Source organism: Rubrivivax sp. JA1055 (assembly GCF_020966565.1).
In the GTDB taxonomy this organism is placed as follows: Bacteria; Pseudomonadota; Gammaproteobacteria; order Burkholderiales; family Burkholderiaceae_C; genus Rubrivivax; species Rubrivivax benzoatilyticus.
The window spans coordinates 55,957-70,033 of sequence record NZ_JAJKFP010000002.1 but is presented as its reverse complement, the minus strand read 5'-3'; the positions used below and the strand labels follow the sequence as shown (position 1 = coordinate 70,033).

At 73.7% G+C, this 14,077-nt stretch carries 15 protein-coding genes; 12 read left to right on the top strand and 3 right to left on the bottom strand.

What is annotated here, in order from left to right; genetic code table 11:
- Positions 1-24: 24 nt before the first annotated feature.
- Both LOC65_RS03415 and LOC65_RS03410 read right to left on the bottom strand, forming a co-directional pair.
- Entirely contained in the window at positions 25-366 is a 342-nt protein-coding gene (locus LOC65_RS03415) for an HPF/RaiA family ribosome-associated protein (RefSeq protein ID WP_009857369.1), read from the bottom strand.
- A gap of 57 nt (positions 367-423) precedes the next feature.
- Positions 424-807, bottom strand: coding sequence for a hypothetical protein (locus LOC65_RS03410; RefSeq protein ID WP_009857370.1), 384 nt, complete (start codon positions 805-807; stop codon positions 424-426).
- A 62-nt stretch (positions 808-869) separates the two neighbouring features.
- Here LOC65_RS03410 and LOC65_RS03405 point away from each other — a divergent pair, with 62 nt between their 5' ends.
- The 12 genes from LOC65_RS03405 (at position 870) to LOC65_RS03350 (ending at position 13,200) form a co-directional block, all read left to right on the top strand.
- Entirely contained in the window at positions 870-1,619 is a 750-nt protein-coding gene (locus LOC65_RS03405; protein ID WP_009857371.1) for an SDR family oxidoreductase, read from the top strand.
- Positions 1,620-1,751: 132 nt separating this feature from the next.
- Positions 1,752-2,612 (top strand): fumarylacetoacetate hydrolase family protein, encoded by an 861-nt coding sequence (locus LOC65_RS03400; RefSeq protein ID WP_230246643.1) that lies wholly within the window; start codon positions 1,752-1,754, stop codon positions 2,610-2,612.
- A gap of 129 nt (positions 2,613-2,741) precedes the next feature.
- Positions 2,742-3,485 (top strand): metallophosphoesterase, encoded by a 744-nt coding sequence (locus LOC65_RS03395; protein ID WP_009857373.1) that lies wholly within the window; start codon positions 2,742-2,744, stop codon positions 3,483-3,485.
- Positions 3,475-4,923: a bifunctional serine/threonine-protein kinase/universal stress protein gene (locus LOC65_RS03390; RefSeq protein WP_230246642.1), complete on the top strand. Its 1,449-nt coding sequence runs from the start codon at positions 3,475-3,477 to the stop codon at positions 4,921-4,923. Before LOC65_RS03395 ends, LOC65_RS03390 begins: the two co-directional genes overlap by 11 nt.
- A complete protein-coding gene (locus tag LOC65_RS03385; RefSeq protein WP_009857375.1) occupies positions 4,920-5,246 on the top strand; it encodes a YkgJ family cysteine cluster protein in 327 nt (108 codons plus the stop codon). The genes LOC65_RS03390 and LOC65_RS03385 overlap by 4 nt, the downstream gene beginning before the upstream one ends.
- A gap of 5 nt (positions 5,247-5,251) precedes the next feature.
- A complete protein-coding gene (gene kynB, locus LOC65_RS03380; protein ID WP_230246641.1) occupies positions 5,252-5,884 on the top strand; it encodes an arylformamidase in 633 nt (210 codons plus the stop codon).
- The gene (gene kynU, locus LOC65_RS03375; RefSeq protein WP_230246640.1) at positions 5,881-7,173 is read left to right on the top strand and encodes a kynureninase; all 1,293 of its coding nucleotides are present in this window, start codon (positions 5,881-5,883) and stop codon (positions 7,171-7,173) included. Before kynB ends, kynU begins: the two co-directional genes overlap by 4 nt.
- 89 nt (positions 7,174-7,262) lie before the next feature.
- Positions 7,263-7,859, top strand: a complete 597-nt coding sequence (locus tag LOC65_RS03370) for a hypothetical protein (protein WP_230246639.1) — start codon at positions 7,263-7,265, stop codon at positions 7,857-7,859.
- A gap of 86 nt (positions 7,860-7,945) precedes the next feature.
- On the top strand, positions 7,946-9,760 hold the full coding sequence (locus LOC65_RS03365; RefSeq protein WP_230246638.1) for an aminopeptidase P family protein: 1,815 nt from the start codon (positions 7,946-7,948) through the stop codon (positions 9,758-9,760).
- Positions 9,761-9,865: 105 nt separating this feature from the next.
- A complete protein-coding gene (locus LOC65_RS03360; protein WP_230246637.1) occupies positions 9,866-10,549 on the top strand; it encodes an NAD(P)H-binding protein in 684 nt (227 codons plus the stop codon).
- Between the two features lie 17 nt (positions 10,550-10,566).
- Positions 10,567-11,922: an MBL fold metallo-hydrolase RNA specificity domain-containing protein gene (locus LOC65_RS03355; RefSeq protein ID WP_230246636.1), complete on the top strand. Its 1,356-nt coding sequence runs from the start codon at positions 10,567-10,569 to the stop codon at positions 11,920-11,922.
- A 3-nt stretch (positions 11,923-11,925) separates the two neighbouring features.
- Positions 11,926-13,200, top strand: a complete 1,275-nt coding sequence (locus LOC65_RS03350; RefSeq protein WP_164962838.1) for a DUF4010 domain-containing protein — start codon at positions 11,926-11,928, stop codon at positions 13,198-13,200.
- Here the strand turns inward: LOC65_RS03350 and LOC65_RS03345 are convergent, their stop codons facing one another.
- Positions 13,201-14,040, bottom strand: a complete 840-nt coding sequence (locus tag LOC65_RS03345; RefSeq protein ID WP_029718783.1) for a 2OG-Fe(II) oxygenase — start codon at positions 14,038-14,040, stop codon at positions 13,201-13,203.
- Positions 14,041-14,077: the final 37 nt, after the last annotated feature.

The following is a 14,077-nucleotide window of genomic DNA, read 5'->3' as shown; positions in this document are numbered from 1 at the left end:
TCTCGTAAGACCTGACCCCTTCAATCAGCCGCCGCGGATCGAGTCGCGGGCGTGCTGGTCGCGCGCCTTGCCGAGCGTCGAGTCGACGACCCGCAGCAGCTTGTCCAGCGCGCCGGTGAAGGCGTCGGCAACCCGCTGCGCGTCGTGGCTGGCGGCCACCGGCTGGCGGCCGGCCAGGCGTGCCTCGAGCGTGCAGCGCTTGTCGGCGTCGCCGGCGCGCGAGGCGTTGACGTCGGCAAGGTGCACCTCGACCCGCGTGACGATGTCGCCGAAACGCTCCAGCTTGGCCTTGATCTCGCGCTCGGCCCAGGCGGTGAGCGTGTCGTCGTTCTGAACGTGGTTGTCGGTGTTGACCTGGACTTGCATGCGTCTTTCTCCTCGTGGGTCTGGCCGGCGCGGCGGCCGGCGTCTCGGGCGCGGCGGCTAGCCGCGCACGAACATCGTCACCAGCGGCTCGTCGCCGACCTGGCGGCTGCGGTGACCGTGCAGCGCGGGGTCGAACGTGGCGCCTTCGGGCAGCACGTCGGCCGAATAGAAGTGCTCGCCGGGACCGAAGACCCGCGACGTGCCGTCCTGCAGGCCGATCTCCATCGCCCCGCGCAGCACGACCAGCCATTGCGGCGTCGTCGTGCAGTGGAACGTGCTGGCAAAGCCCACCGGACTCTCGCGCAGCTGCACGCCGGCAGCCGGCAGCAGCGGCGACAGCCGCGCCGCGGGCGTGCCTTCGCTCAGCTCGACGGGCTCGTCGCGAAAGCGCGCGCGGCCGTCGGTGTCGGTGTAGAGAACGGTCTTCGTGAAGATGGCCATGCCCCATTGTGGTCCCGCGGCCGCCACAATCGCCGGCACCCCAGCCCGACAGGAGGTTACCCATGGACCGCATCGCGCTCGTCACCGGCGCCGGCAGCGGCATCGGCCAGGCCTGCGCGGCGGCGCTGCTGGCCGACGGCTGGCAGGTCGTCTACGCCGGCCGCCGGCTCGACCGCCTCGAAGCGGCGATCGCCGCGACCGGCGAACACGCCGCACGCGCCCAGGCCGTGGCCTGCGACGTCGCCGACGAAGCCTCGGTCGCGGCGCTGTTCGACACGGTGCGCACGCGCCACGGCCGGCTGGACCTGCTGTTCAACAACGCCGGCGCGTTCCCGCCGACGGCGACACCCGACGAGCTCGGCGCCGGCGCCTGGCGCCAGGCCGTCGACGTCAACCTCAACGGCGCCTTCTACTGCCTGGCCGCGGCCTTCGCGCTGATGCGCAGCCAGCAGCCGATGGGCGGGCGCATCATCAACAACGGCTCGATCTCGGCGCACGCGCCGCGGCCGGGCTCGATCGCCTACACCGCGACCAAACACGCCATCACCGGGCTGACACGCGCCGCAGCACTCGACGGCCGCGCCTTCGACATCGCCGTCGGCCAGATCGACATCGGCAACGTCGAGACCGACATGACCGAGCGCATGGCGCGCGGCGTGATGCAGGCCGACGGCAGCCTGCGCGCCGAGCCGCGCATGGCGATGGACGCGGTGGTCCAGACCTTCATCGCGATGGCCCGCCTGCCGCTGTCGGCCAACGTGCTGTTCAGCACCGTGATGGCGACCAAGATGCCGTTCGTCGGCCGAGGCTGAGTGCACGCGCGGGGCTGAAACCGGGCCGTAACCCGCTTTTCGACCAAACCGCTACAGTCGTCCGCATCACCGCCCCATCGGGTGCGGCTGCCGGCGGCCACCCCTCGCCGGTGGTGGCATCCGCGTCCTCCGATGAAACTGCTGCGACACGGCCCCAAGGGCCATGAACGCCCCGCCGCGCTGGATGCCGACGGCCGGGTGCGAGATCTCTCCTCCCTGCTCGTCGACATCACGCCGGCCGTGCTGACGCCGGCCTCGCTGCAGCGGCTGCGCGGCATCGACCTGGCCACGCTGCCCGAGGTGCCGCAGCAGCGCCTGGGCGTGCCCTGGGCCGGCATGGGCAAGTTCATCTGCATCGGCCTGAACTACGCCGACCACGCCGCCGAGGCGGGCATGCCGATCCCGGCCGAGCCGGTGGTCTTCATGAAGCCGACCAGCGCCGCAGTCGGCGCCGAGCACCCGGTCGTGCTGCCGATCGACGCCACCAAGGGCGACTGGGAAGTCGAGCTCGGTGTCGTCATCGGCAGCACCGCGCGCTGCGTCGACGAGGCCGACGCGCTGGCGCACGTCGCCGGCTACTGCGTCGTCAACGACGTCTCCGAACGTGCGCTGCAGCTCGAACGCGGCGGCACCTGGGACAAGGGCAAGGGCTGCGACACCTTCGGCCCGGTCGGCCCCTGGCTGGTCACCGCCGACGAGATCGCCGACCCGCAGGCGCTGGACCTCTGGCTGGACCTGAACGGCCAGCGTGTGCAGGCCGGCAACACGCGCACGATGGTCTTCGGCGTCGCGAAGCTGATCGCCTACCTGAGCCGCATCATGACGCTGTACCCCGGCGACCTGATCAGCACCGGCACGCCGCCGGGCGTCGGCATGGGCATGAAGCCGCCGCGTTTCCTGCAGCCCGGCGACACGATGCGCCTGGGCGTCGCCGGCCTCGGCGAGCAGCAGCAGAGCGTGCACGCCTGGAACCCCGAGCTGGTCGACGCCTGACCCTCGGCCGCGGGTGCCGCCCGCGGCGTTTCCCGGTTGCGCAAGAGCCGCGCCGCAGGGGATGATCGTCGGTCCCCGCGCGCGGCCAGCCGGCTGTCAGCCGGCGCGGGCACGATCCGCCACCGCCCGATGAAGTACGCGATCCTGACCGACCTGCACGCCAACCGCGAAGCGGTGGAAGCCGTGCTCGCGCACGCCGCCGGCCAGGACGTCGAGCGCTACGCGCTGCTCGGCGACTTCGTCGGCTACGGTGCCGACCCGGCCTGGGTCGTCGACCGGGTGCGCGAGCTGGTGCGCGCCGGCGCCGTCGCGGTGATGGGCAACCACGACCAGGCGGTGGTGCGCGGCCCGTCGCCGACGATGCGGCCCGACCCGCGCTATGTCGTCGAATGGACCCGCCAGCAGCTGGGCGTCGATCAGATCGACTTCCTGGCCTCGCTGCCGCTGGAGCGCCGCGAAGGCGAGCTGCTGTTCGTGCACGCCAACGCCTGGGCACCGGCCGAATGGGGCTACATCCAGGGCCGCAGCGAGGCCGTGCGCAGCATGGGCTCGACGGCCGCACGCATCACCTTCTGCGGCCACATGCACGAGCCCCAGCTGTACCACCTGTCGACGGTCGGCAAGGCCGGCGACTTCACGCCGACGGCCGGCATGCCGATCCCGCTGCTGCCGCCGCGCCAGTGGCTGGTCATCCCCGGCTCGGCCGGCCAGCCGCGCGACGGCGACCCGGCGGCCTGCTACGCCACCTTCGACGACGCCAGCGCCGAGCTGACCTACTGGCGCGTGCCCTACGACACCGAGACCGCCGGCGCGAAGATCCGCGCCGCCGAGCTGCCGCAGCGTCTCGCCGACCGCCTGGCCGATGGGCAATAGGCCGGCGCGCGTTGCACCGGCGGCGCTCGCGGCCGGCCAGGTCATCGACGGCTTCCGCCTCGAGGAGCGCCTGCACCAGGGCGGCATGGCGCACCTGTGGCGCGTGGTGCGTGTCGACGCCAACGGCGAGCCGGTGGCCGAGACGATGCCGCTGATCATGAAGGTGCCGCGCATCAAGGGCGGCGAGGACCCGGCGTCGATCGTCGGCTTCGAGGTCGAGCAGATGATCCTGCCGGCGCTCGCCGGCCCTCACGTGCCGAAGTACGTCGCGCGCGGCGACTTCACGCACGCCGCCTACCTGGTGATGGAGCGCATCGACGGGCCCTCGCTGCGCGCCCGGCTCGACGAGGCGCCGCTGCCGGTCGACGAGATCATCGAGATCGGCTCGCGTGTCGCCACCGCGCTGCACGACCTGCACCGCCAGCACCTGGTGCACCTGGACGTCAAGCCGAGCAACATCCTGCTGCGCCCGGACGGCACCGCGGTGCTCGTGGACTTCGGCCTGTCGCGCCACGACAAGCTGCCCGACCTGCTCGAAGAGGAGTTCGCGCTGCCGATGGGCACCGCGCCGTACATGTCGCCCGAGCAGGTGCAGTTCGTGCGCAGCGACCCGCGCAGCGACCTGTTCGCGCTCGGCGTCATGCTCTACCACTTCACCACCGGCCAGCGCCCGTTCGGCTCGCCGGAGAGCGTGCGCGGGCTGCGCAAGCGGCTCTACGTCGACCCGGTGCCGCCGCGTGCGCTGCGCCCCGACTGCCCGCCCTGGCTGCAGGAGGTCATCCTGAAGTGCCTGGAGGTGCGCCCCGAACGCCGCTACCAGAGTGCCGCGCAGCTCGCGCTGGACCTGCAGAACCCCGGCCAGGTGACGCTGACCGCACGTGCCGCCCGCAGCCGCCAGAGCGGCGCGGTCAAGGTCTTCAAACGCTGGTTCTTCGCGCTCGGTGCCGAGTCCAGGCCGACGGCGCGCCTCGGCGCGGCCAGCCAGGTGGCCAAGAGCCCGATCGTCGTCGCCGCGGTCGACATCGACCACGCCACGCCCGAGCTGCTGGAGAAGATGCAGGACGCCGTGCGCCGCATCCTCGTCACCGAACCCGGCGCGCGCCTGGCCTGCGTCGGCGTGATGCGTGTCGCGCGCATCGGCCTGGACGACCTCGTCGACGCCGACGGCCAGAGCCGCCACGTCAAGCAGCTCGTCGGCCTGAAGCACTGGGCGCGGCCGCTGTCGCGCCAGGTCGAGCTCGACGACGGCCGCCTGACCTTCCACGTGCTCGAGGCGCCCGACGCCGCCGCCGCGCTGCTCGATTTCGCCGAGCGCAACCAGGTCGACCACATCGTGATGGGCGCGCGCGGCGCCGGCGCGCTGCGGCGCTACCTGGGCAGCGTCAGCTCGCAGGTCGTCGCGCGGGCCGACTGCACCGTGACGGTGGTGCGCGTTTGAACCCCTGCCTGACCTGCGGCGCCTGCTGCGCGAGCTGGCGCGTCGACTTCGACCGCGACGAATGGGGCGGTGCCGGCGGCATGGTGCCCGAGACGCTGGCCGAGGAGATCACCTCGCGCCTGTGCCGCATGCGCGGCACCGACCGCACGCCGCCGCGCTGCGCGGCGCTGGTCGGCAGCGTCGGCGTGCAGGCCTCCTGCGCGATCCACGAATGGCGGCCCTCGCCCTGCCGCGAGTTCGGCGCGCGCGCCAACCTCGGCATCGGTGACGACGCCTGCGACGCCGCGCGCCGCCGCCACGGGCTGGCGCCGCTGAACCCCTGAAGACGATGCACGCACCGCGGATCTGGGACCTCTCGCCACCGCTGCAACCCGGCAGCCCCGTCTTCCCCGGCGACGCGCGCTTCCACGCCGAGTGGGTGGCACGCATCGGCCCGGGCTGCCCGGTCAACCTGCAGACGATCACCTTGTCGCCGCACACCGGCGCACACGCCGACGCGCCGCTGCACTACGACGACGCCGGCACGCCGGTCGGGCTGCTCGACCTCGAGCCCTACCTCGGCCGCTGCCGCGTGATCCACGCCATCGGCGCCGCACCCGTGGTGCGCTGGGCGCAGCTGCAGCACGCGCTCGACAAGCTGCCGCCACGCGTGCTGGTGCGCACCTACGCGCGTGCGCCCGACGCCTGGGACCCGGCGCTCGCCGGTTTCGAGCCCGAGGCGCTGGAGCGCCTGGCCGACCTCGGCGTGCGCCTGGTCGGCATCGACAGCGCCAGCGTCGACCCGGCCGACAGCAAGACGCTGGACGCGCACCAGGTGCTGCGCCGGCGCGGCCTGCGCGTGCTCGAGAACCTCGTGCTCGATGCCGTGCCCGAAGGCGACTACGAGCTGATCGCCCTGCCCCTCAAACTGGTCGCCGCCGACGCCTCGCCGGTGCGCGCCATCCTCCGAGAACTGCCATGACCCGAGACGACGCCCTGGCGCTGGACGCCCACGACCCGCTGGCCCCGCTGCGCGAGCTGTTCGCGCTGCCGCCCGGCACGATCTACCTCGACGGCAACTCGCTGGGCGTGCTGCCGAAGGCGACGCCGGCGCGGGTCGCCGAGGTCGTCACCGGCGAATGGGGCAGCGGGCTCATCGGCAGCTGGAACCAGGCCGGCTGGATCACGCTGCCGCAGCGTGTCGGCGACAAGATCGCGCGCCTGGTAGGCGCCGCGCCGGGCGAGCTGGTGGCCGCCGACTCGACCTCGGTCAACCTGTACAAGGTGCTGGCTGCGGCGCTGGCCATCGTGCGCGCCGACGCGCCGCAGCGCACGCGCATCGTCAGCGAGCGCAGCAACTTCCCGACCGACCTCTACATCGCCGAGTCGCTGGCCGCCGAGCGTGGGTTCGAGCTGGTGCTGGTCGACACGCCCGAGGCGATCCCGGCGGCGCTGGACGAGCGCTGCGCCGTGCTGATGCTGACCCACGTGAACTACCGCACCGGGCGTTTGCACGACATGGCGGCGCTGACCCGCGCCGCACATGCCGCCGGCGCGCTGGCCGTCTGGGACCTGGCGCACAGTGCCGGCGCGGTGCCGGTGGAGCTGAACGCCGGCGAGGCCGACTTCGTGGACTGGAGGACGTCGAAGTCTCCTGACTTCGCCGTGGGCTGCGGCTACAAGTTCCTCAACGGCGGCCCCGGCGCGCCGGCCTTCGTCTGGGCCCACCGCCGCCACGCCGGCCGCTTCGCCCAGCCGCTGTCGGGCTGGATGGGACACGCGGCGCCGTTCGAGTTCACGCCCGGCTACCGCCCGGCGCCGGGCATCGCACGCTACCTCTGCGGCACGCCGGCGATCCTGGCGCTGGCGGCGCTGGAGTGCGGCGTCGACACCGTGCTCGCCGCCGAGCCCCTCGGCGGCATGGCGGCGCTGCGTGCCAAGTCGCTGGCGCTGACGCGGCTGTTCGCCGACGAGGTGCGTGCGCGCTGCCCGCAGCTGGTGCAGGTCTCGCCCGAGGCCGACGCCGAACGCGGCAGCCAGGTCTGCCTGGCGGCGCGCGACGAGCCGGCGCTGGCCTACGCCACGGTGCAGGCGCTGATCGCGCGCGGCGTCATCGGCGACTTCCGCGCGCCCGACATCCTGCGTTTCGGCTTCACGCCGCTGTACCTGCGCCACGTCGACGCCTTCGACGCCGCGGTGCAGCTGGCCGAGGTGCTGGAGCGTGGCGAGTGGCGCCGGCCCGAGTTCAACCGGCGCCAAGCGGTGACCTGACACGAAATCCGGCCTGGATCAGGGTTTTCCCTAGGCTTAAAGCCGAAACAGAGCCTAAAGCACCGCGTTTTTCTGCCGATAGGCCCGACATGGGACCGCTTTCGCAGATCGACCGGAGCACGACGACGTTGAAAGACGCCGGCGTGTCGGTGCGTTCGGTGACGCCGGTCTCGGAAGTCGACACCGGCAGCGGCTCGGTGCGTGTGCGGCTGCGCGAACACCGCCAGACCGGCGACGCGACGGTCGACCAGGCGCTGGCCTCCAGCAGCCAGGCGGTGATGCGCACCGTCACCTACAGCTTCAACGAGGTGCCGGCGGCGTCGGCCAGCGTCGAGCAGCAGCAGTCGCGCAGCGCGTCGGACCGCCAGCGCGTGCGCGAGGCGCTGAACTACTACGCCACCGTCGCGCAGGTGAAGTTCGTCGAGGTGGGTGCCGGTGGCGACCTGCAGTACGCGGTGACCGCCGCGCCGTCACCCGCCCAGGTGCAGCAGCCCCGCAGCAGCGCCGAGACCCAGACCGACGATCCGGCCCGCGACGAGCGCCGCGATGCCGAGGCCGCGGCCGCGCAGCAGCAGGCCACGGCCGAGGCGGCGACCAAGGTCCGGCAGTCGCAGCAGACCGACGACCTGCTCGGCCTGAACCTGCCCGACCCCGACGGCCTCGGCGGCCAGCCGGTCATCGGCTGAACGGCGCAGGGCCGTCCGTGCGGGCGGCGGCAGCGGCGGGAGGCGGCTCCTAGAATGCCGCGATCCCTCCTGGAGTACCTCCCCCCATGGACACCCGCACCTCCCCGGTCCGCCTGCGGATCGAACGGACGCGCGACGCGCTCGCCGACGTCGGCGCCCACGCGCTGCTCGTCCCGTCGGCCGACCCGCATCTCTCCGAGTACCTGCCCGAACGCTGGCAGGGCCGCCAGTGGCTGTCCGGCTTCACCGGCTCGATGGGCACGCTGGTCGTCACCGTCGACCGTGCGGCGCTGTTCGCCGACAGCCGTTACTGGGAACAGGCCGAAGCCGAGCTGCAGGGCAGCGGCATCGCCCTCGAGCGCATCCCCACCGGCAACGCCTCGGCGCACGTCGACTGGCTGGCGGCGCAGGTGCCGGCCGGCGCCAGCGTCGTCGTCGACGGCCAGGTGCTGGGCCTGGCCGCGGCCAAGGCGCTGCGCGCCGCGCTCGAGCCCAAAGGCGTGACGCTGCGCACCGACCTCGACCTGCTCGAGCAGATCTGGCCCGATCGCCCGGCGCTGCCGGCCGCGCCGGTCGGCGAGCATCCGCAGCCCTATGCCGCCGTGCCGCGCAGCGCCAAGCTGGCGACGCTGCGCGAGGCGATGGCGGCCGCCGGCGCGACGCAGCACTTCGTCTCCACCGTCGACGACATCGCCTGGATCACCAACCTGCGCGGCCAGGACGTGCCCTACAACCCGGTGTTCCTGGCGCACCTGCTGGTCTCGGCCGAGCGCGCGACGCTGTTCATCGGCGACGCCAAGATCGCGCCGGACCTGGCCGAGCGTCTGGCCGCCGACGGCTTCACGCTGGCGCCCTACGCCGGCGCCGGCGACGCGCTGGCCGCGCTCGCCGAGACCGAGACGCTGCTGCTGGACCCCAAGCGCGTGACGCTGGGCCTGCGCGAGCGCGCGCGCTGCGCGGTCGTCGAGAAGATCAACCCGAGCACGCTGGCCAAGAGCCGCAAGACCGCCGAGGAAGCCCAGTTCACGCGCGAGGCGATGGCCGAGGACGGCGCCGCGATGTGCGAGTTCTACGCCTGGTTCGAAGGCGCGCTGGGCGACGAGCGCATCACCGAGCTGACGATCGACGAGAAGCTGGCCGCCGCACGTTCGCGCCGGCCGGGCTCGATGGGCCCGAGCTTCGGCACGATCGCCGGCTTCGGCCCCAACGGCGCGATGCCGCACTACCGAGCCACCGAGGAGTCGCACGCCGTCGTCGAGGTCAAGCCCGGCGAAGGCACGCTGCTGCTGATCGACAGCGGCGGCCAGTACTTCGGCGGCACGACCGACATCACGCGCGTCTGGCCGATCGGCACGCTGACGCCGGCGATGAAACGCGACTACACGCTGGTGCTCAAGGGCACGATCGCGCTGTCGCGCGTGCGTTTCCCGCGTGGCACGCCGGGCCCGATGCTCGACGCGCTGGCGCGTGCGCCGCTGTGGGCCGAGGGCATCGAATACGGCCACGGCACCGGCCACGGCGTCGGCTACTGCCTGGCGGTGCACGAAGGCCCGCAGACCATCAGCAAGGCCGTCGTCGAGCCGCAGATGGCGATCGAGCCGGGCATGATCACCTCGATCGAACCCGGCATCTACCGCCCCGGCCAGTGGGGCGTGCGCATCGAGAACCTGGTGCTCGCGGTGCCCGCGGCCACCGCCGAGGACGGCCGCTTCGGCGAGTTCCTCGAGTTCGAGACGCTGACGCTGTGCCCGATCGACACACGCTGCATCGAGCGCAGCCTGCTGCGCGCCGACGAGATCGACTGGCTCAACCGCTACCACGCGACGGTGCGCGAGCGCCTGGCGCCCAAGCTCTCGGGTGCCGCGCTGGCCTGGCTGAAGGCGCGCACCGAGGCGATTTGATCCGCCGCCCTGCCCGCTGATCCGACGGCGCCGAAATGGCGCCGTTTTGACGTGCGACGAAAGGTCTTGCCGCCACGCGGCAGACCTCGCGGCTAGCATGGGCTCGTGACCATCCCCCACGGCAGCGCGGCGCCCGCCGCGTGGCTGGCCGGCGCCACCGGGCTCGTCGGCCGCGAGATCGACCGGCGCTGGGCCGGCCCCGGGCCGCTGGTCCGCCTGACACGGCGGCCGCTGCCGGCGCGTGCCGGGCGCATCGACGTCCTGGTCCCCGACTTCCTCGCCGCTGGCGCCTTCGCCGCGCTGCCGCCGGCCGAAGCCGCGTTCTGTGCGCTGGGCACGACGCGCGCCGCGGCCGGCTCCGACACCGCCTTCCGCGCCGTCGACCTCGACGCCGTGCTCGCCTTCGCGCGCGCCGCGCGTGTCGCCGGCGTGCGCCGCTTCGCGCTCGTCTCGGCGCTGGGCGCCGATGCCGCCTCGTCCAACCTGTACCTGCGCACCAAGGGCGAAGCCGAGGCCGCGATCGAGGCGCTGGGCTTCGAGACGCTGGTCGTCGCCCGCCCTTCGCTGCTGCTCGGCGACCGCGGCACGCTCGGCCAGCCGCCGCGCCCCGGCGAAGCGCTGGCGCAGCACCTGTCGCGGCCGCTGGCCGGGTGGATCCCGGCGCGCTGGCGCCCGGTGGCCGCGGCCGACGTCGCCGCGGCGCTGCTGCACACGATGGCGGCCCCGGCACCGGGCCTGCATCGTCTCGAATCGGCCGCGCTGCAGCCCGGCCGTCCCGTCCCCCGCTGAAGAGAAAGAACGACGACATGGACCTGCACTTCCTCGGCGCCGCCGACAGCGTGACCGGCTCGCGCCACCGCGTGGACCTCGGCGGCCAGCGCCTGCTGCTCGACTGCGGCCTGTTCCAGGGCTTCAAGGTGCTGCGCGAGCGCAACTGGCAGACGCCGCCGCAGGCCCTGCTCGACGCCGAGGCCGTGGTGCTGAGCCACGCCCACATGGACCACAGCGGCTACCTGCCGGCGCTCGTCAAACACGGCTGGAAGGGCCGCATCTACGCCTCGCCCGCGACCTGCGCGCTGGCCGAGGTGCTGCTGCTCGACAGCGCCAAGCTGCAGGAGGAGGACGCGCGGCGCGCCAACAAGTTCGGCTACTCGCGCCACGAGAAGGCGCTGCCGCTGTACACGCGTGCCGACGCCGCGCGCGCCATCCAGCGCCTGACGCCGGTGGACACCGGCTCGGCGTTCAAGGTCGGCAGCGTCGCGGTGACGCTGACCCCGGTCGGCCACCTGCTCGGCGCCTGCGCGGTGACGCTGGACTGCCGCGGCGAGCGCCTCGTCTTCTCCGGCGACGTCGGCCGCAGCGTCGACCTGCTGATGCCGCCGCCGCAGCCGCTGCCCGAGGCCGACGTGCTGCTCGTCGAGTCGACCTACGGCAACCGCGCCCACGAGAGCGAAGACGTCGCCGCACGGCTCGGCGAGATCGTGCGCGAGACGGTGCGCCGCGGCGGCTCGGTGCTGATGCCGACCTTCGCCGTCGGCCGCGCGCAGGCGCTGATGGTCGTGCTGCACCGCCTCAAGCGCGCCGGCCAGATCCCCAAGGACCTGCCGATCTTCCTCGACAGCCCGATGGCGGTGCAGGCCACCGAGCTGTACCGCCGTTTCGCCAAGGTGCTGCGCGTGAAACCCGCCGAGCTGAAGGCCGCCTGCGAAGGCGTGCGCATGGTCGAGACGCCGCAGCAGTCGATGCGCCTCACCTCGCACCGCTTCCCCTGCGTCATCCTGTCAGCCAGCGGCATGGCCACCGGCGGGCGCGTGCTGCACCACCTGAAGGCGATGGCGCCGTCGCCGCAGCACCACGTCGTGTTCCCCGGCTTCCAGGTCGGCGGCAGCCGCGGCGCGCGGCTCGTGGCCGGCGCCACCGAGGTCAAGATCCACGGCGAGTACGTGCCGGTGCGCTGCGAGGTCAGCCACCTCGAAGGCTTCTCCGGCCACGCCGACAGCGACGAGCTGATGGACTGGCTGCGCACGACACCCAAGGCGCCGCGCCAGACCTTCGTCGTGCACGGCGAACCCGACGCCGCCGACGCGCTGCGCGTGCGCATCCGCGACGAGCTGGGCTGGGCGGCGCGTGTGCCGCAGCACGGCGAGCAGGTCAGCGTCTAGGCGATGGGCCTCGACACCGCCTCCGCGCCGCTCGCGCTGGGCCTGCTGTCGGCGCTCGGCGGCGGGCTGCTGATCGGCCTGGAGCGCGAGCGCCGCAAGGGCAGCGGCCCCGACCGCGAGCCCGCCGGCATCCGCAGCTTCACGCTGGCCGCGCTGGCCGGCGCCATCGCCCAGGCGCTGGACGAGCCGCTGCTGGTGGCCTGCGGCGGCCTGGCGGTGCTGGCGCTGGCGGCGGTGGCCTACTGGCGCAGCCAGATCGTGCAGCGCAGCGCCGACCCGGGCATGACGACCGAGCTGGCGCTGTTCGTGACCTACCTCGTCGGCGTGCTGTCGATGCAGCAGCCGCCGGTGGGCGGCGGCGCGGCGGTCGTCATCGCCGTGCTGCTGGCGGCGCAGGCGCGGCTGCACCGCTTCGCGACGCGGGCGCTCAGCGAGGCCGAGCTGCACGACGCGCTGCTGCTGGCGGCGCTGGTGCTGGTCGTGCTGCCGCTGCTGCCGGCCACGCCGGTGGCCTGGCTCGGCGGGCTGCAGCCGCGCACGCTGGGGCTGCTGGCGACGCTGATCCTGGTGCTGCAGGCCGGCGGCCACGTCGCGCTGCGGCTGTTCGGCGCCACCGCCGGCATGGCCTTGTCGGGGCTGCTGTCGGGCTTCGTCTCCAGCACCGCGACGATCGCGTCGATGGGCACACGCGTGCGCGCCGAGCCGGCGCTGGCGCGGGCCTGCGAAGCCGGCGCCGTGCTGTCCACCGCCGCCACCTGGGTGCTGGGGCTGGTCATCCTGACGGCGACCTCGCCGCCGCTGGCGGCGATGCTCGTGGTGCCGGCCGTCGTCGGCATCGCCGTCGCCGGGGCCGGCGGGCTGTGGCGCGCACGTGGCGCGCGCGGCACGGCGCCCGAGTCGTCCAAGGCCGGGCCGCTGCGCCCGCGCGAGGCGCTGCTGGTGGCCGTGCTGCTGGCCGGTGCGTCGCTAGGCGTCGGCTGGGCGCAGCGGCACTTCGGCGATGCCGGTGTGCTGGCCGGCGCGGCACTGACCGCGGTGGCCGACGCACACGCCGCCTGCGCCGCGCTCGGCGCGCTGGCCGGCGAGGGCCGGCTGGAACTGCAGGCCGCGGCTTACGGCGTGCTGGTGGCGATCACGACGAACTCGGTGACGCGCTCGATCACCGCCTTCGTCGCCGGCGGGCCGAAGTTCGGCGTCACGATCGCCGGCTCGCTGGCGGCGTCGACCGGCGCGGCCTGGGCGGCGTGGTGGGGCGTCAGCCGGCTGGCCGGCGCCTGATCAGACGAACACGCCTTCGCGCAGCCACTTCGTCGCCACCCACTTCTCGCCGTCGAGCACCGGTGCACCGCCGTGCAGCGTGCGGGTGGAGGCCAGCGGGCGCTCGTAGCTGAAGAAGACGGCGTTGCCCTTGATCGGCTGGACCTCCAGCCCGACCTCGGGGAAGGTCGTGGCGCCGCCGCCGGCCGGCGTGTTCAGGTAGATCACGACGGTGCCGACACGCTGGCCGCCGCGGCGCAGGATGTTCGCCGTGCCCGGGTGCGCCGGGTCGAAGAAGTCGTGGTGCGGTTTGTACTGCGCGCCGGGGCGGTAATGCAGCACCTGCAGGCCCTCGCCGCGCTCCACCGGCCAGTGCACCAGCTCGGCGATGCGGCGCTCGATGCGCTCGATCAGCGGCGTCTCGCCGCGCTCGAAGAACATGCCGTCGCTGGTGCGCGCGGCGTTGACCTCGCTGCCGCCGGTCGAGTTGTCCACCGTCTCCGAACGCAGCAGCCGCGGTTGCGCCAGCGCGACGAGTTCGTCGCACTCCTGCTCCGACAGCAGGCCGCCGAAGACGACGACGCGCGGCAGCGCCATCGTCGCCAGCACGTGCACCTCGCGGTCGCCGGCACGCAGCACGCCGGGGGCGCCGGCCAGCGCCGGCTCGGGCACGGACGCGGCGCCCGCGGGCGCCGGGGCGACGGCGGCGTCGGCCAGCGTGGCCGCCAGCGCGGCCCGCGCCACGTCCTCGGCCCAGCCGCTGCGTTTCATCGACGCCAGCAGGTCCTCGGCGCGGCAGCCCGCGGCGGCCTGGGACAGGATCCAGCGGCGCAGTTCGGCGGTCACGGTCTGGGGGCTCATGGCGCGATTCTGCCGGCGCCGCCGTGCCGGCGGAACC